Here is a 17,337-nt window from a genome sequence, read left to right on the forward strand (position 1 = left end):
CAATCCTATCGACTGCGTGTCCCTGCGGTCAGGCCACGTTAAGTTTTGGCCGATATGCGCTGATTTGTGTTTAATATCGGGGCTTTTACAGATGGATACGACGAAACTGCTACAGGATGACCGGATCGACGTGCTGCGCGCAGCGGCCGTATTGACCAGTTTTGGCCCGGGCACGATGTTGTAAACGGACGAGGGCGAAGTTCCGGTCGAGTGGTTGGACACCCAGCACAAGCTGGTCACACGCGACCACGGATTGCAGCCGATCCTGCGCGTCAGCCGCACGCGGCTCTTGCGGTCCGATCTGCAGACTCATCCCGAGTTTGCACCGGTGGTGATTCCGCCCGATGCCTTTGGCCCGTCGATCCCGGGCCATCACGTGCGCCTGTCACCCAACTCGCTGGTTCTCTACCGGTCGCCGCGGGCCGAGCTATACTATGGCACGAACGAGGTGCTGGTGCCCGGTACGGTACTGGCCGACCCGATGCCGCTGCGCCGTCCGGGAGATTCGACCTTTGTTTACACACAGATCCTGATGCAGCGGCACGAGCTTCTCTGTGTCGAGGGGATGTGGGTCGGGTCGTTGTTCGTGGCAGATTTCAACGCGGTTTGCGCCGACGAGGACCCAAAGATTGCCGCCGCATTGGGCGCCGGACCAGCGGTCGCCGCGCGTCCGGTGCTGACACAGGCCGAGGCGCGGGCGCTGGTGGATCAGGATCTGGGCAAGGCACAGCCGGACCTGCTGCGCGATGCGCCCAAGCACACCCCATGAATGCGCAGCTTTCGGGTCGCAGGACGCGCGGGCGCGCGCTAGATTGGCGGCATGGAACAACACAACGACACAGAAACCGGTTACCACTATCAGGTCGTGCGGCGCGCGATCGAATTGGTGGATGACAGGGGCAGCGCCCTGACGCTGGACGATCTGGCGGGGGAAATGGGGATGAGCCCCGCGCATTTCCAGCGGGTGTTCAGTCGGTGGGTGGGGGTGTCCCCCAAGCGCTATCAGCAGTACCTGGCCTTGGGCCATGCCAAGGCGCTGTTGGCCAACCGCTTCACCACGCTGGAGGCCGCCCACGCAGCCGGGCTGTCGGGGGGCGGGCGCCTGCACGATCTGTTCCTGCGCTGGGAGGCGATGAGCCCCGGCGACTATGCCAAGGGCGGTGCGGGCCTGACGATTTTCTGGGGCTGGTTCGAAAGCCCCTTTGGCCCCGCAATCGTCATGGGCACCGAAAAGGGTATTTGCGGCATGGGCTTTGCCGCCGAAACCGGCGAGGCCGCGGCCCTTGAGGATCTGATCGCACGTTGGCCCGCAGCGCGATTCGTCGAGGACCCGATGCGGCTGCGGCCCTGGGTCCTGGCGGCCTTTGGTGCGGCGGACGCCAAGCTGAACACCGCGCCGCTGTACCTGATCGGGGCGCCTTTTCAGATCAAGGTGTGGGAGGCGCTGCTGCGCATCCCGTCGGGCCACGTGACCACCTATTCCGAAATTGCGCAAAGTATCGGAAACCCGCGTGCAGTCCGCGCGGTGGGCACTGCCGTGGGGCGCAATCCGGTCAGTTGGCTGATCCCGTGCCACCGTGCCCTGCGCAAATCAGGGGGACTGGGCGGCTATCACTGGGGCTTGCCCGTCAAACGGGCGATGCTGGCCTATGAATCGGCCCGCGTCGAAGCCTGAACCGTGCCTGTCGCAGATCGTGTCAGGGGGCCGTCGCGCCGTCGCGCCGCGCCGTCGGCCGGCGTTTTTGGGACAGAAAAGGCAGGCGGGTTATTGCCGAGTTGAAACGCCTCTTATTTTTATAGGGAACCAAGCTATATAATAAGACGTACATCACAAGATGCCCTGCCCGAACGGGGCCCAACTTAGGCAGTATGATATGAACGTTTCGAAAATTTCAATTGCAGCGATCCTGATGGGCAGCATGGCGCTGACCGCTTGTACCGCTCCGGGCCAACTGGGCGGCAACCCCAACGACCCCAAGCGTAACACCAAAACCGGCGCGCTGGCCGGGGCTGTGTCCGGTGCATTGCTGGGCGCGGCTGTAAGCGACGATGGCGACCGTGGTGACGGTGCCCTGATCGGCGCCGTTCTGGGCGGTGCCGTGGGTGCAGGTGTCGGCTATAACCTCGACAAGCAAGAGGCAGAGCTGCGCCGTTCCATGGACAGCAATGTGCAGATCACCAACACCGGCGACCGGTTGATCGTGACCCTGCCGCAGGACATCCTGTTCGCGACAGACAGCTTTGCCGTGCGTCCGGACCTGCGTGACGATCTGTCGGCGGTTGCGGCCAGCCTGCAACGCTATCCCGGCAGCACCGTGCAGGTGATCGGTCACACCGATAGCGACGGCGATGCCGCCTATAACCAACAGCTGAGCGAACGCCGGGCGACCGCCGTGTCCGAGGTGCTGTTGCAAAACGGTGTGCCCTATTCGCGGATCCAGTCGTTTGGCCGCGGTGAATCGCAGCCGGTGGCGACCAACCTGAATGCCGCGGGCAAGGCGCAGAACCGTCGCGTTGAAATCGTGATCTTGCCGAACGCCTGATCGGTTTTGATCGGGACGATTGCAGGGGGCGTGGCATTGCTGCGCCCTCACGCATTTTTGCCCCCCATGCATTTTTGCCCCCCATGCATTTTTGCCCTCCACGCATTTTTGGACGTTCGCTGTGGTCTTTGCGTGACGGACTGAGAAGGAGCCAACATGGCCAAGCCAAAACTATTCGGAATTTCAGGGTCGCTGCGTGCGGACTCGTGCAACAGCAAGCTGATCCGCGAAGCCGCGCGCCTGTTTGGCGACTGCAGCTTTGCCGAGGCAGACCTGCGGTTTTCGCTTTATGACGGAGACGAAGAGGCCGCATCCGGCGTGCCCGAGAACGTCAAGGCGGTAGAGCGCCAGATTGCCGAGGCGGACGCGGTGGTGATTTCGACCACGGAGTACAACAAGGGTCCGTCGGGAGTGCTCAAGAATGCGCTGGACTGGATCAGCCGTTGCGAAGGCAACTGCTGGGCGGGCAAGCCGGTGGCCGTGATGTCCGCCGCTGCAGGGCGCGCCGGTGGCGAGCGGGCGCAGCTGATCCTGCGCAGTTTCATGGTGCCGTTCCGTCCGCGAATCTTGCAGGGGCCGGAAATTCATGTGGCCAATTGTTCCAACGCATTCGACGAACAGGGCCAGCTGAAAGGCGAGATCTACGTCAAGGAACTGGGCCAGCTGATGCAGCAGTTGCGGGCCGAAATCCCAGCCTAGACGCGGGTGCTGACCTCAAGCAGGTTGCCATCGGGGTCGCGGATGTAAAGTGACATCAGCGGACCGGTGGCACCTGTGCGTTCGACCGGGCCTTCTTCGATCGGCACATCGTTGTTCTCGAAGTGGGCCTGCCAGACATCCAGCGGGGTGTCGGACAGCAGGCACATGTCGGCCGTGCCGGGGCCGGGGTAGGCGGCCTTGGGGTCATATTCGGCACCCCAGCGGTGCACGTTGATCTTCTGGGTTCCAAACTGCAACGCATGGCGTTTTGATCCGTCGGCGCCAGTGAACCGTTCGACCTTCATGCCAAGGATGTCCGAGTAGAAGGCCAGCGTTGCTTCGAGATCGCCTACAGTGAGGACGAGGTGATCGAGGCTGGCTATTTCAGGGTGTTTCATCAAAGGGGCTTTCGTACCGTGAGTGTACAGAGGGTGAAACAGATGACACATATGTGCAAGTGGACGTGTGGAACGTGATTGCATGGCTGCTATGCAAATGTCACCGGTCACCTGTGCGCAGCAGGGGACTGGCAATATCTTGCCGCCTGCGCCTGCGGTGGTCTGCCTGCTAAGCCGAAGCGTTCACCTCGAAACCAGTGGGGATGGTATTGTCGCCCTCCAGGATCAGCGCAGCCATCGTTTCAGCCACCTTCGGGGCCATGCCAAAGCCGATCTTGAAGCCGCCGTTGGCGATATAGTGGCCGGGGCGATCCGGCCATGCGCCCAGCATCGGGGCGCGTGACCGGGCACGGGGCCGCACGCCGGCCCAGCGCCCGATGACCGGCGCATGGGCCAGCGCTGGCACCGCCAAACGCGCGCGCGCAACGATGTCGTCAAGTTGGCCGTCAGGTTGCAGGTGGTCGTATTGGTTCTCTGACGTGGACCCGATGGCGGTGGTCCCATCCGCATGTGGAATGATGTGCAGCCCGTCGGCATAAAGCTGCGGCGCGCCGGCCATGTCGTATTGCAGCAGGGCCGCCTGACCTTTCACACCTGCCCCCATCGGGCGGGATGCGGTCTTGTTCAGCTCTTGCAGGCCGACGATGCCGGTGGCCCACAGGGTCGGGCCGTCTGATGCGCCGTCTTGGTCCACCGTGACCCCGCGCGCCTCCAGCGCGCCAACCAGTGCGGCGCAGGCCTGTGCCGGATGCAAATGCGCGCTGAGATCGTCATGGATCAACTGGCCGGTGGCGCTGTCGGGTTCCCACGGGCTGCCGGATGTGGGGCGCAGGGTCCAGCTTGCCTGTCCGTGCCACAGCGTACGGGCCGTTTCGATACGTGCCTGCGCCAGAGCCAGCGCATGATCGTCCGCCACCGGTTGCAGCCGCCCCGACCGGATATAGCCGGAGTGCCGTCCGCCTGCGTCCGACACGCCGCGCCAGAAGCTTTCGGCCATCAGCAGGCTTTCAAGCTGGAATTGCTTCTTGGGGTTCCAGTTCTCTGGCACATGCGGGGCCAGTGCGCCGACAATGCCCCCCGACGCGCCCGAGGCGGGGCCGTTTGGGTCGATGACGCGCACGGTGGCGCCTTTCTGAGCACAGGCCCACGCCGTCGCCAGGCCAAAAATGCCCGCGCCGCGTATGGTGATGTCGGGCATTGCCAAGGTTGGGACCTTTCGTCATGGATGCACGAAACTTCCTTACAGGGTGACAGGATGCAGGACCAGCGCGCAGACTTGGAATGGCGGGACGGCGACGTGCCGGTCAGCACGCGGTTTGACGACCCTTACTTCAGTCTTGAAAACGGTCTGGATGAAACACGCCACGTGTTTCTGGCGGGCAACGGGCTGCCTGCGCGGTTTCGGGACGGGTTTCACATCGGCGAACTGGGGTTTGGCACGGGGCTGAATTTCATGGTCACGCTGGCGGCATGGCGTGCGGCGGGCGTGGATGGTGTGCTGCAATTCACCAGCTTCGAAGCCTATCCGATGTCGGTAGAGGAAATGGCCCGCGCGCTTGCCGCCTTTGGGATCGGGGACGAACTGGTCGCGGTCTGGAACGGGCGCGGCGGGCGGTTTGAGTTTGGCGATGCGGTGCTGGAGGTGATCGCGGGCGATGCACGCACCACCTTGCCCGCTTGGCAAGGCAGGGCAGATGCGTGGTTTCTGGACGGATTTTCGCCGGCCAAGAACCCCGAACTGTGGGACGAAACCCTGATGCAGGCCGTGGCCGATCATACGGCACCGCAGGGCACGATCGCCACCTACACGGCTGCAGGCTTTGTCCGCCGCGGGCTGGATGCGGCAGGGTTCGAGGTCAGCCGGATTTCCGGTTATGGCCGCAAACGGCATATGACGGTGGGAACAAAACGATGAGCGCAGGCAACAACACACGGCTGGGCGTCGGCCTGATGGTGCTGACCACATTCGTGTTCGCCATGCAGGACGGCATCTCGCGGCATCTGGCGTCGGAGTACAACGTGCTGATGGTGGTAATGATCCGCTATTGGTTCTTCGCAGCTTTCGTGGTGGCGATTGCGCGGGCCAAGGCGGGCGGCATCCGCGCCGCTGCACGCACCGAGCAGATGGCGCTGCAGATCTTTCGCGGGCTGCTGCTGGCGGCCGAGATTTGCGTGATGGTGCTGGCCTTTACCATTCTGGGGCTGGTCGAGAGCCTGGCGGTGTTCACCTGCTACCCGCTTTTGGTGGCAGCCCTCAGCGGGCCGATCCTGGGGGAAAGCGTCGGCTGGCGGCGCTGGGCAGCCATCGGTGTCGGCTTTGTCGGGGTGCTGATTATACTGCAGCCGGGCATCGGTGTGTTCAATCCGGCGGCGGTGATCCCATTGGTCTCGGCGATCATGTTCGCGCTTTATGCGCTGCTGACCCGCTATGTCGCGCGCAAGGACACATCAGCAACCAGCTTTTTCTGGACCGGCGTTGCGGGGGCCGTTGCGATGACAGGCGTCGGCATCTGGTTCTGGGAGCCGATGGCACCAACCGACTGGGCGTGGATGGCAACCCTGTGCGTCACCGGCGCGTTCGGCCACTGGTTGCTGATCCGCGTCTACGAAGTGGCCGAGGCCAGCGCGGTCCAGCCCTTTGCCTATATGCAACTGGTGTTCGGGTCGATGCTGGGCGTGACCGTCTTTAACGAGGTGATCGCGTGGAACGTGGCGACAGGGGCAGGGATTGTCGTCGCGGCGGGCCTATTTACCCTTTGGCGCGAACGACAAAAGGGTTGAGCCCTTCAGCTCTTGCGAAAACGGAATCGGCAACGGCTCCTTGCCCAGCCGCGCGCGGTAGACCGGCAGGCTTTCGGTGACGCGCATCACATAGTTGCGGGTTTCGCGGAAGGGGATGTTCTCGATCCAGTCAACGATGTCGATGTTGTCCTTGCGCGGGTCGCCGTACATTTCCATCCAGCGGATCGGACGGGATGGTCCGGCGTTATAGGCCGCCGACATCATCACCACATTGCCGTCGAACCGCCCCGCCAGCGTGGACAGGAACGTCGACCCAAGCTTTGCGTTATAGGCCGGATCGGTGATCAGCCGGTCGGTCGTATGCGCCTCGCCCAGCCCCAGTTGGCCAGCAACTTCCTTGGCCGTGGCGGGCATCAACTGCATCAATCCGCGCGCGCCGACACCCGATTGCACAACGGGATCAAACTCGGATTCGCGCCGCGCGATGGACAGGGCCATTTCCGGGGCGATGGGCAGGTCCTGTTCGGTCAGCGGGTGCAGCGGATAATATGGCGCGGCCAGCGTGATCCCGCGATAGGCGACGGTCTTGCCGATCATCACGGCCAGATGCGGCTGGTTCACATCGATGGCCGCCTGTCCCAGTTGCGCGGCCTGTTCTTCGTCCAGCTGGTCGGCCAGATGGGTCCAGAACCGTTCCGCCACGCTCAGCTCGCCCGAGGCTTGCAGCAGCATACCCGCCTCGAACAGCGGGGAATGGATCAGCGGACTGGTGCGCCAGTCGGATGCTTCGGCCTGTGGTCCCAGGCCGATGTCAAAGGGCTGTCCCGCCTTTTCGGCGGCAAGGATGCCATAGAACGAGGTCTGGAATTGCGCCCCATCGGCAAAGGCCTGATCGGCAGCAGCTGCATCGCCCAGGGCCTGATAGGCCAGACCGGTCCAATAGCCCGCACGCCCGCGCGAAATCGGGCTTTCCACGGCGTTGCGGTGATTCTGGAAATGCTTCAACGCGATGGCCGGATCGTTCAGTTTGCGCAGCGCCACATACCCCGCGATCCATTCCAGATCGGCATAGTCGGACCCCGAGGTCAGGAAATGCCGCGACGCCAGTTGATAGGCGCGTTTCGGGTCACCGTCGCGCATTTCGTCGCGGGCCAGCGCGCGGCGCTGATTGGACCATGCATCGGGCCGGCCAAGGGCTGCGGCACTGGTGGACCGCTCCAGCAACAGCGCCTTGGCGTCGGCAGAGCGCCCCTTGCGCAGACGCCAGACAAAGCGGGCATGTTGCAGGCCGGGGTCGGATTGCAGTGCGGCAGGTACGGCTGCAATTCTGGCGTCCACATCGTCGCGGCGCTGGGCCAGTGCGATGCGCGCCTCCACCAGCGCCTGGTGGCCCTCGTCCAGCAGCGGGCGCAGGCGTTGCGCCTCGTTCAACTCGCCCAGCCACAACATCGTGTCGGCCCGCGCTGCGTGGTGGGGTTTCAACAGGGCGCTGTGCCGCGACAGGAACAGCGCCTCTTCGTCCTTGTCCATCGGCAGCGTGGTCCACGCCAGGACAAGGCTGGCCTGTGCCTCGCCGGTCTGGCCCTGTTCGGTCATCGCATCGGCATAGGCCAGCACGCCGCGCGGGGTCTGCGGTTCGGCCTCGGCGAAATAGGCACGCACGGCGGCGGCGCCAGCCTTGATCGCGGCCTCTTCGCCCTGTCGGCGCAGGTAATCCATGCCGGGCCAGTCAAAGCGGCGGTTCAGGAAGTCCATATACTCGGTATAGGTGCCGCGCCCCGTGCGCAGGCGGTGCCATTCGATCACATCTGCAGCCACAACACCGTCGCGGGCCGCAATCCGCTGGGCCGTGTCCCAGTTGCCTGCGCGCATTGCATCCATTGCCCAGCCCAGTGGACGCGGACGCTCTGGCTGAGCGGTCGCAGTGGTGGCAAAAAGGCACAGCAAAAGGGCTGCGAGGCGTGTGATCACTTGCATTTCCTGTCGTGGCAAGGGTAGTGCGTTGCAACATATGATCTTGGCGCAACTGTGCAACTCACGTCTGCTTCAGGTCTATGTAATCCGGCCAATTCCGGCCACCATTTTGAAAAAGGAGCGTGAATATGTTCAAGGGTTCTATGCCCGCACTCGTCACGCCGTTCCAGGACGGCGCACTGGATCTGGACACGCTCAAGAAGCTGGTGGACTGGCAGATCGAACAGGGGTCCTCGGGGCTGGTGCCTGTGGGCACAACCGGCGAAAGCCCGACCCTGACCCATGGCGAACACGACAAGGTTGTCGAAGAGGTGGTCAAAGCCGCCGCGGGCCGCGTCAAGGTGATTGCCGGGGCCGGATCGAACAATACGGTCGAGTCTGTTCGCTTGGCAAAGCACGCGGAAGCCGTGGGCGCCGATGCGGTGCTGGTGGTGACGCCCTATTACAACAAACCGACGCAGGCCGGCGTGATCGCGCATTTCGCTGCCGTGCACGAAGCGTGCAAATTGCCGATCATTGTGTACAACATTCCGGGCCGCTCGGTTGTCGACATCTCGAACGCGACCATGGCCGAGCTGGCCAAGATGGAGCGGATCGTGGGCGTCAAGGATGCCACGGGCGACCTGCAACGGGTCAACGACCAGCGGTTGATGTGCGGGCCGGACTTCATCCAGCTTTCGGGCGAAGATGGCACTGCACACGGGTTCAACGCCCAGGGCGGCGTCGGCTGCATTTCGGTCACGGCGAACGTGGCACCGAAGCTGTGCGCCGAAGTGCAGGCGGCCTGTGCTGCGGGCGACTATGCCAAGGCGCTGGAGTTGCAGGACAGGCTGATGCCGCTGCACAAGGCGATCTTTACCGAGCCGGGGCTGGTGGGTGTGAAATACGCCATGTCGCGTCTGGGCCTGTGCAGCGACGAGGTGCGCCTGCCGCATGTGCCGTTGACAGAAGCCACGCGCAAGCTGGTGGACAAAGGGCTGGCGCACGCGGGTTTGCTGTAAGCGTTCAGGGTTAAAACACCGAGAAGTTCAAACAAGGGGCTGCAAATTGCGGCCCCTTTATCGTTTCCCGTAGTACAGCCCGACCACATGTTCCGCCTGCGCAAAGAACAACCACCGCGCAACCAGTACCCCCGCCACATGACTCAGCACCGCCACCAGCGCCAGCCAGTGTGAAAACGGCACCAGCAGCAGGATCACCGGCAACGCAATCGCCAGCACAAAGGCGATGATGCGCAGTTTCATCCCGTGCTTGCGCCCCACCACAAAGACAAACTCGCGCAGCAGATAGTTGGTGCCGGTGTGCGGCGGCTCGAACGCGCGGGGCGTGCCGATGGAGCCAAGTCCCGTGGCCGTCGCGAGTGTCGTGCCCGACCGCGCGAACGCGCCGTCGCCGTGCACCCACGTGGCAACAAGCGCGCCCCCTGCCAGAAGCAGCAAGATCACCGCCGCAGTGGTCTGCCCGGCCAGCAACGCCCCGCCCGCGACGGCCATCGCCAAAAACATCACCGGCGTCAGCGGCGAGTGCCAGCGCGGCACGGTTTTCAGCTGGGTGTAGATCATAGACGTTGTGAACACGGTCAGCAGGCACAGCACGGCACCCAAAACCCCAACCAACGACAGGGCGGTGGCAAAAAAGATCGTCCCGATGGCATAGACGCCCATCACCAGCAGGGCGGCCACCGACATCACCGCCTCGCGGCTCAGCCAGCTTGTGCGCCATTGCGTGAACGCCTTAAGCGCGCGTTCGGGGCGGCCAAGGTGAAAGGCCGAGGCCATCAGCCCGCCCACCGCGCAGACATAGGCGATGGTGAAGAACACAAATGCAGTCAGCCCCGTAACCGCCGGATAGCCCAAGCCAAGCCATGCCAGCAGCCCAAAGCCCAGCCCCGAGAAGGTGGTGAAGAGGATGACAGAGGGTGCGGGATGCATCTCAGAGCTTCTCCAAGGTCTTGTCGAGCCAGCCAAGGAAACCGCCCGGTGCCTCATCCACGGGGGCAAGGTAGGGGGCCAGCACGTCAATCTCGGGCAGGGCATCCTTGGGCCGTGGCGGCAGATATTTGTTCACGGGCTTGGTGCCCATTTCCGGCATCAGGTCCATGCCGCCCCGTTCCGCCGTCAGGCGCGACACATGGCTGTCGGGGTCGGCAAAGTCGCCAAAGTGGCGCGCGCCGGCAGGACAGGTGCGCACGCAGGTCGGGATGCGGTCCACCTCTTCAAGGTTCTCGTTGTAGATGCGGTCGACACAGAGGGTGCATTTTTTCATCACCCCCTCGGCCTCGTCCTTTTCGCGCGCACCGTACGGGCAGGCCCAGGCGCACAGGCCACAGCCGATGCAGTCGTTTTCGTTGACCAGAACGATACCGTCCTCGACCCGTTTATAGCTGGCTCCGGTGGGGCAGACGGTGACGCAGGGCGCATCCTCGCAGTGCAGGCAGGATTTGGGGAAGTGGAACAGTTGCGCAGGCGGCTGGACCTTGGCCGAGGTCGCCAGCGGCTGCACCTCGTAGCTGTGCACGCGGTTCAGGAAGGTCCCGGATGGGGCCGCGCCATAGGGGTCCTGATCGGACAGCGGTGCGCCGTAGTTTTCCGTGTTCCAGCCCTTGCACGAGATCACGCAGGCATGGCAGCCGACGCAGGTGTCGAGGTCGATGACAAGGCCCAGCTTCTTTTCGGTGTTGTCGGGAAGAGTGGTCAATGCTCTGGCCTCCATTTTGGATCGGTGATCGCAAAGAACATTTGCAATGTCTCAGAGACCGGGGCGGCGTAAACGCCCTTGGATTTGGATACTGACGCTGCAACCTTTGCGAGGTGCCAAGCATCATCCAGAGACAGCCAAACAAGCTTGGAAGTAAGGGGGCGAAAACCTCGCTGTTCCCCAAACTCTTGGGCCTTTTGTGCAACTGCCGTTTGATATTCGGAAATGTATTCGTTTCCCCAACTCCATAGAAACTCGTTCCGGGGTTCAAACCAGCTCCCAATGGTTTCCAGTGGGGTCTCGCAAATTTTTCCATCAGGGAAATGGAATTCCAGCAGGCCGACCTCTTCGTCATATTGCCAGTTACCGACACCGTTCCCGATACCAAACTTTGCGGCCAGCTGGACCATGCACGCATCTTGTTTGATGCAGCTTCGCTGGACCAAAGCGCCAAAACCCTCATCCTCGTATGAATGTGGTGCGCCGCAATCGGGGCATTCGATTTCACATGAGAATGCCGATCGGCCGTTTTGTGCTTTTCGAAATGGCCAGATCATTTGCCAACCTTCCAAGCCAGGCTGTCAGGTCCCTGACCCACGGGCGATTTGATCGGCTCCATGACCGGTTTCGACTGATCCTGTGACGCCGCCTTGGCGATGCGCACTTTCAGATCGAACCACGCCGCCTGCCCGGTGATCGGGTCAGAATTGGCCCACCGCAACCCGTCGCCCTTGGGCGGCAGCAGTTCGTGGATCAGGTGGTTCAGCAGGAACCCCTTGGTCGCCTCGGGTGCGTCCTTGTCCAGCGCCCACGCGCCTTTGCGCTTGCCGATGGCGTTCCAGGTCCAGACGGTATTGGGGTTCAGCGCCGCCATTTCCAGCACCGGCACCGTGATTTCGCCGTGGGGCGAGGTGACGGTGGCCCAATCGCCATCCTTCAGGTCGTGGTCGCGCATCAGGTTGGTCGGCAGGTACAGCGGGTTGTGCCCGTGCAATTGCCGCAGCCATGCGTTCTGGCTGCCCCAGGAATGGTACATGGCCATCGGGCGCTGGGTCAGCGCGGTCACGGGATATTCGGCGGCGCGGTTGTCGCCCGACGGGTCATACCAGATGGGCAGCGGGTCCATCGTGCGGCGGATGCGATCGCGCAGGTGGTCGGGCGGCTGGCGGTCGCCGTGGCCCTCGGCGGCCAGCTGGAACCGGCGCAGCGGCTCGACATAAAGCGAGAACAGATAGGGCTGCGGCGCGTCGAACAGGCCCATGCCCACGGCCCAGTCCTGATAGGCCATGTTCCACGGTTTATAGTAATTTGCCCCTTGGGGGATGTGTTCGACGAAAAAGCCGCCGTTTTCGATATAGTTGTCGATCTGGCTGGCATTCGGCGCGCCACGTCCTGCGGTCAGCCCGCGTTCGCCCGTGCGCCAGCCTGCCAGCGGACCGATGCCGGGGCGGCGTTCGTGGTTGATGATATAGTCGGCGTAATCGGCGTATTTCTGGTCGCCGTCTTCGGTGACAAAGCCGGGCAGGTTCAGCCGCGCGCCCAGATCGCACAGCACCGACTGAAACCCGCGCACGTCGCGGTCGGGTTCGACCACCGGCCAGCGGATCGCGTCGGCGGCGGCGTCGGCCTCGCAGATCGGACGGTCCAGCAGCGAGATACAGTCGTGGCGTTCCAGATAGGTGGTGTCGGGCAGGATCAGGTCGGCATAGGCGACCATTTCGGAGCTGTAGGCATCCGAATAGATGATGCGGGGGATCACGTAATCGCCGTTGGCATCCGTGTCGGTCAGCATGTCGATCACACCGCGCGTGTTCATCGACGAATTCCACGCCATGTTGGCCATGTACAGGAACAGCGTGTCGATCTTGTACGGGTCACCCGCATGGGCGTTCGAGATGACCATGTGCATCAGCCCGTGCGCCGACATCGGGTTGTCCCAGGTGAACGCCTTGTCGATGCGCGCCGCCGTGCCGTCGGGTTTCAGCGCCAGATCCTCGGGTCCCTGAACAAAGCCCAGGTGCGGGCCGTCCAGAGGGCCGTTGCAGGTGGTTTTGCAATGGGGTCTCGGGTGGGCCGTTGCCGGTTTGGGATAGGGTGGTTTGAACCGGAACCCGCCCGGCACCTCGACCGTGCCAAGGATGATCTGCAACACATGCAGCGCGCGGCAGGTCTGGAAGCCGTTGGCGTGGGCGCTGATCCCGCGCATGGCGTGAAAGCTGACGGGGCGGCCTGTCATCGTGGCATGGGTTTCGCCACGGAAGTCGGTCCATGTGTGGTCCAGTTCGAACGCCTCGTCAAAGGCGACGCGGGCCAGTTCGGATGCAATGGCACGGATGCGCGGCGCGGAAATGCCGGTGCGGTCGGCCACGGCCTCGGGGGCGTAGTCGTCGGACAGATAACGTTCGGCCATCAGGTGCATGACGGGCCGATGGGTGACGCCCGCAGCGCGGTAGGTGGCGGCCAGATCGGGGCGCACGCCCTTTTGGTCAAAGGGGGCCGGCTTGCCCGTCGTGCGGTCGATCACCAGTTCCTTGCCATTTTCGTCGCGCAGCAACAGGCCAAACTCGGGCGATTTTTCGTCGCTGTTCACAAGGCAGGGCGCGTTGGTGAACTGGGCCAGATACTCAAGGTCGATCTTGCCCGCCTTCATCAGGCAATGGATCAGCGCCATGATGAACAACCCGTCGGTGCCCGGCGTGATGCCAACCCAGTCGTCGGCCACGGCGTTGTAACCGGTGCGGATCGGGTTCACCCCGATCACCCGCGCGCCGCGTGCCTTGATCTTGCCGATACCCATCTTGATCGGGTTGCTGTCGTGGTCTTCGGCGACGCCGAACAGCATGAACAGCTTGGTGTGATCCCAGTCGGGCTGACCGAATTCCCAGAACGCGCCGCCCATGGTGTAGATGCCGGCCGCCGCCATGTTGACCGAACAGAACCCGCCATGGGCCGCGTAGTTGGGCGTGCCGAAGTTCTGCGCCCAGAAGGATGTGAACGATTGCGACTGGTCGCGCCCGGTGAAGAACGCCAGCTTTTCGGGGTTTTCGCGGCGGATCGGTGCCAGCCATCCCGTGGCGATCTCCAGCGCCTCGTCCCAGCTGATTTCCTCGAACTCACCCGATCCGCGTGGCCCGACGCGTTTCAGCGGGGCGCGCAGGCGGGCGGGGGCGTTGTGCTGCATGATGCCGGCCGATCCCTTGGCGCACAGCACGCCCTTGTTCACCGGATGGTCGCGGTTGCCTTCGATATAGGCGACCCGTTTCTTGCCGTCCGCGCCCGCTTTCATGTGCACGTTGATTCCACAGCGGCAGGCGCACATGTAACAGGTGGTTTTGCGGATCTCGTCCGAGACCTTGGGCGACAGGTTCAGCGGGGGCTGCTTATGGGGCATATGTGTGGTCCTTCAGCAGCGTGATGGCGTCGCGGGCGATCTGTTGCTCTTCGGCGGCGGGGATCACCCAATGGGGAATATTTCCCAACCACGATAGCTGTGCAAGAACATTGTTCCTGACCGCGGCGTCGTTTTCCCCGATCCCGCCGGTAAAGGCGATGCCGTCGATGCCTTGCATCGCCGCAACCATCGAACCGGCCTGTCGCGCGATCCAATAGCAGAAGTGGTCGCGGGCAAAGCGGGCTTGCGGCGTGGTGGCATCGGCAAGCGTCCGCATGTCGGCGCTCAGGCCGGACAGACCCAGCAGCCCGCTGTCATGGTAAAGCATGTGCGTCGCAGGCCCGGCCCCCAGTGCCTCCACCAGATGCAACACCGCACCTGCGTCGATCTCGCCTGCACGGGTGCCCATGGTCAGCCCGCTGAGCGGCGAAAAGCCCATGGTGGTGGCGACGGATTGTCCGTCGCGGATGGCGCACAGCGATGCGCCATTGCCCAGGTGCAGTGCCAGCAGACGGCGCGGCAATGGCGTGCCGGTGGCCTGTTCGAACCCGTGGACCAGCGCGGCATAGCTGGTGCCGTGAAAGCCATAGCGTTGCAGGCCCGCCGTTGCCGCGACATCGGGCAGCGCATAGCGGCGCGCGACGGCAGGGTTGGTCGCGTGAAAGGCAGTGTCAAAGGTGGCGAACTGCGGCAGACCGGGGACAAGCGCCTGCACCGCGTCGATGGCGGACAGGTGGTGCGGGTTGTGCAGCGGGGCCAGCGGCACGGCGTCCGAAATGGCGGCCCGGATCGCCGGCGTGATCCGTGCCGAAGCTGTCAGGTCGGCGCCGCCATGCACCACGCGGTGCGCCGACGCGCGCAAGGTCTGGGGCTGTATTCCGGCACTGGACAGCGCGTCAAAGATCGCGGCAAGGGCGGCAGTGTGATCGGGCAAGGTCAGATCGTGCCGTGTCCCGCTGCCGACGCGAATGCTGCCTTGCGTGCCGATGCCCGCGGCCTCGATCCGCAGGGTTTCGCGCAGATTTGCGTCAAACAGGGCCGTCTTGATCGAAGACGACCCTGCGTTGATCACAAGGACTTGCGCGTCGGACATGCCTTAGACCGATTGCGGGCGCATGTCGGCCTTTGAGATGCCCGCGACCGACACCGGTTTTTTCATCGCATCGCGGCGGAAGGGCTCGCCCAGTTCCTGATTGATCATCGCCTCGATCAGGGTGGTTTTGCCGTTCATCTGGTCCTCGACGGCTTTGGTCAGCGCCGCCGTCAGCTCGTCCATGGTGCGTGCCACGACACCCTGCAACCCACAGGCCTGCGCGATGCCTGCATAGGATACGTTCGTGTCCAGTTCGGTGCCGACAAAGTTGTCATCGAACCACAGCGTCGAGTTCCGCTTTTCTGCGCCCCATTGGTAATTGCGGAACACCACTTGGGTGATCGCGGGCCATTCGCCCCGGCCGATCGCGGTCAGTTCGTTCACCGCGATTCCAAACGCCCCGTCCCCCGCGAAGCCGACGACCGGCACATCCGGTTGGCCGATCTTGGCGCCGACAATGGCGGGCAGGCCATAGCCACAGGGACCGAACAGGCCGGGGGCCAGGTATTTGCGCCCCTCGTCAAAGTCGGGATAGGCGTTGCCGATGGCGCAGTTGTTGCCGATGTCCGAGCTGATGATCGCATTGCGCGGCAGGGCGGACTGGATGGCGCGCCATGCCATGCGCGGGCTCATCCAGTCGGGTTTGTCCGCGCGGGCGCGCTGGTTCCACGTGGTGCCTTCGTCGTCGTCCTCGTGGTCCATGCTGGACAGTTGCTGTGCCCAGGTGGACTTCGCCTTGGCGATGCGCGCCTTGCGGTCGGCGCGGCCTGCGTCGCCTGCGTCATCAGACAGTTGCGACAGGATGCCCCTGGCGACCTTGGCCGCGTCCCCGATGATGCCCACGGTGACCTTCTTGGTCAGGCCGATGCGGTCGGGGTTGATGTCGACCTGAATGATCTTGGCGTCCGTCGGCCAGTAGTCCATGCCATAGCCCGGAAGCGTCGAAAACGGGTTCAGCCGCGTGCCCAGGCAGAGCACCACGTCGGCGTCCTTGATCAGTTCCATCCCCGCCTTGGACCCGTTGTAGCCCAGCGGCCCCGCAAACAACGGATGCGATCCGGGAAAGGCGTCGTTGTGTTGGTAACCGACGCAGACCGGCGCATCCAGACGCTCGGCCAGTTCCGTGGACGCAGCAATCCCGCCCTTGGACAGGACAACGCCCGCGCCGTTCAGGATCACGGGGTTCTTGGCACCCGACAGCAATGCGGCGGCAGCGGCCACCGAGTTTTCGCCGCCCGAGGATTGTTCGAATTCGATGGGCTCGGGGATGTCGATGTCGATCACCTGCGTCCAGAAATCGCGCGGGATGTTCAACTGCGCGGGGCCGGACATGCGCCGCGCCTTGGCGATGACGCGGGTCAGCACCTCGGCCACGCGAGAGGGGTCGCGGACTTCTTCCTGATAGGCGACCATGTCTTCGAACAGTTTCATCTGCTCGACCTCTTGAAATCCGCCCTGACCGATGGTCTTGTTCGCCGCCTGCGGGGTGACCAGCAACAGCGGGGTGTGGTTCCAGTACGCGGTTTTCACAGCCGTGACAAAGTTGGTGATGCCGGGCCCGTTCTGCGCGATCATCATCGACATCTTGCCGGTGGCACGGGTGTAGCCGTCGGACATCATGCCGGCCGAACCCTCGTGCGCGCAGTCCCAGAAGGTGATGCCTGCCTGCGGAAACAGGTCCGAGATCGGCATCATGGCGGACCCGATGATGCCAAAGGCGTGTTCGATGCCGTGCGCTTGCAGTGTTTTTACAAATGCTTCTTCGGTCGTCATTTTCATGGAAGGGCTCCGGCAGGTTAA

At 63.5% G+C, this 17,337-nt stretch carries 15 protein-coding genes and 1 pseudogene; 7 read left to right on the forward strand and 9 right to left on the reverse strand.

Annotated features, from left to right (window positions below; genetic code table 11):
• Nucleotides 1-196: 196 nt before the first annotated feature.
• The 4 genes and pseudogenes from BUC08_RS19085 to BUC08_RS19100 all read left to right on the forward strand — a co-directional run.
• Nucleotides 197-769 (forward strand): annotated as a pseudogene (locus BUC08_RS19085) (Hint domain-containing protein); the annotation flags it as partial.
• Between the two features lie 51 nt (nucleotides 770-820).
• Complete coding sequence (locus BUC08_RS19090; protein WP_037928503.1) at nucleotides 821-1,675, forward strand: methylated-DNA--[protein]-cysteine S-methyltransferase; 855 nt, start codon at nucleotides 821-823, stop codon at nucleotides 1,673-1,675.
• 199 nt (nucleotides 1,676-1,874) lie between these two features.
• A complete protein-coding gene (locus tag BUC08_RS19095) occupies nucleotides 1,875-2,543 on the forward strand; it encodes a YiaD family glycine zipper/OmpA-like lipoprotein (RefSeq protein WP_037928506.1) in 669 nt (222 codons plus the stop codon).
• Between the two features lie 156 nt (nucleotides 2,544-2,699).
• Nucleotides 2,700-3,242, forward strand: a complete 543-nt coding sequence (locus tag BUC08_RS19100) for an NADPH-dependent FMN reductase (RefSeq protein WP_037928511.1) — start codon at nucleotides 2,700-2,702, stop codon at nucleotides 3,240-3,242.
• Here the strand turns inward: BUC08_RS19100 and BUC08_RS19105 are convergent.
• Together BUC08_RS19105 and BUC08_RS19110 are read right to left on the reverse strand one after the other, a co-directional pair.
• Nucleotides 3,239-3,640 (reverse strand): VOC family protein, encoded by a 402-nt coding sequence (locus BUC08_RS19105; protein WP_037928514.1) that lies wholly within the window; start codon nucleotides 3,638-3,640, stop codon nucleotides 3,239-3,241. The genes BUC08_RS19100 and BUC08_RS19105 overlap by 4 nt on opposite strands.
• A 169-nt stretch (nucleotides 3,641-3,809) precedes the next feature.
• Nucleotides 3,810-4,838, reverse strand: coding sequence for an NAD(P)/FAD-dependent oxidoreductase (locus BUC08_RS19110; RefSeq protein ID WP_037928517.1), 1,029 nt, complete (start codon nucleotides 4,836-4,838; stop codon nucleotides 3,810-3,812).
• 57 nt (nucleotides 4,839-4,895) lie between these two features.
• Here BUC08_RS19110 and mnmD point away from each other — a divergent pair, with 57 nt between their 5' ends.
• Nucleotides 4,896-5,555 (forward strand): tRNA (5-methylaminomethyl-2-thiouridine)(34)-methyltransferase MnmC2, encoded by a 660-nt coding sequence (mnmD, locus tag BUC08_RS19115; RefSeq protein ID WP_037928520.1) that lies wholly within the window; start codon nucleotides 4,896-4,898, stop codon nucleotides 5,553-5,555.
• Nucleotides 5,552-6,421 (forward strand): DMT family transporter, encoded by an 870-nt coding sequence (locus BUC08_RS19120; RefSeq protein ID WP_037928523.1) that lies wholly within the window; start codon nucleotides 5,552-5,554, stop codon nucleotides 6,419-6,421. Before mnmD ends, BUC08_RS19120 begins: the two co-directional genes overlap by 4 nt.
• Here BUC08_RS19120 and BUC08_RS19125 read toward each other — a convergent pair.
• Nucleotides 6,386-8,359: a lytic transglycosylase domain-containing protein gene (locus BUC08_RS19125; protein WP_174861601.1), complete on the reverse strand. Its 1,974-nt coding sequence runs from the start codon at nucleotides 8,357-8,359 to the stop codon at nucleotides 6,386-6,388. The two genes, BUC08_RS19120 and BUC08_RS19125, sit on opposite strands and share 36 nt — an antisense overlap.
• A gap of 125 nt (nucleotides 8,360-8,484) precedes the next feature.
• Between BUC08_RS19125 and dapA the strand changes: the two genes are divergently transcribed.
• Nucleotides 8,485-9,357: a 4-hydroxy-tetrahydrodipicolinate synthase gene (dapA, locus tag BUC08_RS19130; RefSeq protein ID WP_037928525.1), complete on the forward strand. Its 873-nt coding sequence runs from the start codon at nucleotides 8,485-8,487 to the stop codon at nucleotides 9,355-9,357.
• Nucleotides 9,358-9,414: 57 nt separating this feature from the next.
• Here the strand turns inward: dapA and BUC08_RS19135 are convergent, their stop codons facing one another.
• The 6 genes from BUC08_RS19135 to xsc are packed head-to-tail and all read right to left on the reverse strand — an operon-like array spanning nucleotide 9,415 to nucleotide 17,316.
• Complete coding sequence (locus BUC08_RS19135; RefSeq protein ID WP_037928528.1) at nucleotides 9,415-10,287, reverse strand: dimethyl sulfoxide reductase anchor subunit family protein; 873 nt, start codon at nucleotides 10,285-10,287, stop codon at nucleotides 9,415-9,417.
• A gap of 1 nt (nucleotide 10,288) precedes the next feature.
• Entirely contained in the window at nucleotides 10,289-11,053 is a 765-nt protein-coding gene (locus BUC08_RS19140) for a 4Fe-4S dicluster domain-containing protein (RefSeq protein ID WP_037928530.1), read from the reverse strand.
• Entirely contained in the window at nucleotides 11,050-11,610 is a 561-nt protein-coding gene (locus tag BUC08_RS19145) for a DUF6882 domain-containing protein (RefSeq protein ID WP_143186785.1), read from the reverse strand. Before BUC08_RS19145 ends, BUC08_RS19140 begins: the two co-directional genes overlap by 4 nt.
• Complete coding sequence (locus BUC08_RS19150) at nucleotides 11,607-14,444, reverse strand: molybdopterin oxidoreductase family protein (RefSeq protein WP_037928536.1); 2,838 nt, start codon at nucleotides 14,442-14,444, stop codon at nucleotides 11,607-11,609. The genes BUC08_RS19145 and BUC08_RS19150 overlap by 4 nt, the downstream gene beginning before the upstream one ends.
• On the reverse strand, nucleotides 14,434-15,537 hold the full coding sequence (locus BUC08_RS19155) for an acetate/propionate family kinase (protein WP_037928540.1): 1,104 nt from the start codon (nucleotides 15,535-15,537) through the stop codon (nucleotides 14,434-14,436). Before BUC08_RS19155 ends, BUC08_RS19150 begins: the two co-directional genes overlap by 11 nt.
• Before the next feature lie 3 nt (nucleotides 15,538-15,540).
• Nucleotides 15,541-17,316, reverse strand: a complete 1,776-nt coding sequence (gene xsc, locus BUC08_RS19160) for a sulfoacetaldehyde acetyltransferase (protein WP_037928543.1) — start codon at nucleotides 17,314-17,316, stop codon at nucleotides 15,541-15,543.
• Between the last annotated feature and the right edge of the window lie 21 nt (nucleotides 17,317-17,337).

Source organism: Pseudosulfitobacter pseudonitzschiae (assembly GCF_900129395.1).
GTDB lineage: Bacteria > Pseudomonadota > Alphaproteobacteria > Rhodobacterales > Rhodobacteraceae > Pseudosulfitobacter > Pseudosulfitobacter pseudonitzschiae.

Excerpts from the sequence above, each read along its gene's own strand:
- BUC08_RS19090 (WP_037928503.1), top strand. The coding sequence starts at position 821 with ATGGAACAACACAACGACACAGAAACCGGTTACCACTATCAGGTCGTG.
- BUC08_RS19095 (WP_037928506.1), top strand. The coding sequence starts at position 1,875 with ATGAACGTTTCGAAAATTTCAATTGCAGCGATCCTGATGGGCAGCATG.
- BUC08_RS19100 (WP_037928511.1), top strand. The coding sequence starts at position 2,700 with ATGGCCAAGCCAAAACTATTCGGAATTTCAGGGTCGCTGCGTGCGGAC.
- BUC08_RS19105 (WP_037928514.1), bottom strand. The coding sequence starts at position 3,640 with ATGAAACACCCTGAAATAGCCAGCCTCGATCACCTCGTCCTCACTGTA.
- BUC08_RS19110 (WP_037928517.1), bottom strand. The coding sequence starts at position 4,838 with ATGCCCGACATCACCATACGCGGCGCGGGCATTTTTGGCCTGGCGACG.
- mnmD (WP_037928520.1), top strand. The coding sequence starts at position 4,896 with ATGCAGGACCAGCGCGCAGACTTGGAATGGCGGGACGGCGACGTGCCG.
- BUC08_RS19120 (WP_037928523.1), top strand. The coding sequence starts at position 5,552 with ATGAGCGCAGGCAACAACACACGGCTGGGCGTCGGCCTGATGGTGCTG.
- BUC08_RS19125 (WP_174861601.1), bottom strand. The coding sequence starts at position 8,359 with ATGCAAGTGATCACACGCCTCGCAGCCCTTTTGCTGTGCCTTTTTGCC.
- dapA (WP_037928525.1), top strand. The coding sequence starts at position 8,485 with ATGTTCAAGGGTTCTATGCCCGCACTCGTCACGCCGTTCCAGGACGGC.
- BUC08_RS19135 (WP_037928528.1), bottom strand. The coding sequence starts at position 10,287 with ATGCATCCCGCACCCTCTGTCATCCTCTTCACCACCTTCTCGGGGCTG.
- BUC08_RS19145 (WP_143186785.1), bottom strand. The coding sequence starts at position 11,610 with ATGATCTGGCCATTTCGAAAAGCACAAAACGGCCGATCGGCATTCTCA.
- BUC08_RS19150 (WP_037928536.1), bottom strand. The coding sequence starts at position 14,444 with ATGCCCCATAAGCAGCCCCCGCTGAACCTGTCGCCCAAGGTCTCGGAC.
- BUC08_RS19155 (WP_037928540.1), bottom strand. The coding sequence starts at position 15,537 with ATGTCCGACGCGCAAGTCCTTGTGATCAACGCAGGGTCGTCTTCGATC.
- xsc (WP_037928543.1), bottom strand. The coding sequence starts at position 17,316 with ATGAAAATGACGACCGAAGAAGCATTTGTAAAAACACTGCAAGCGCAC.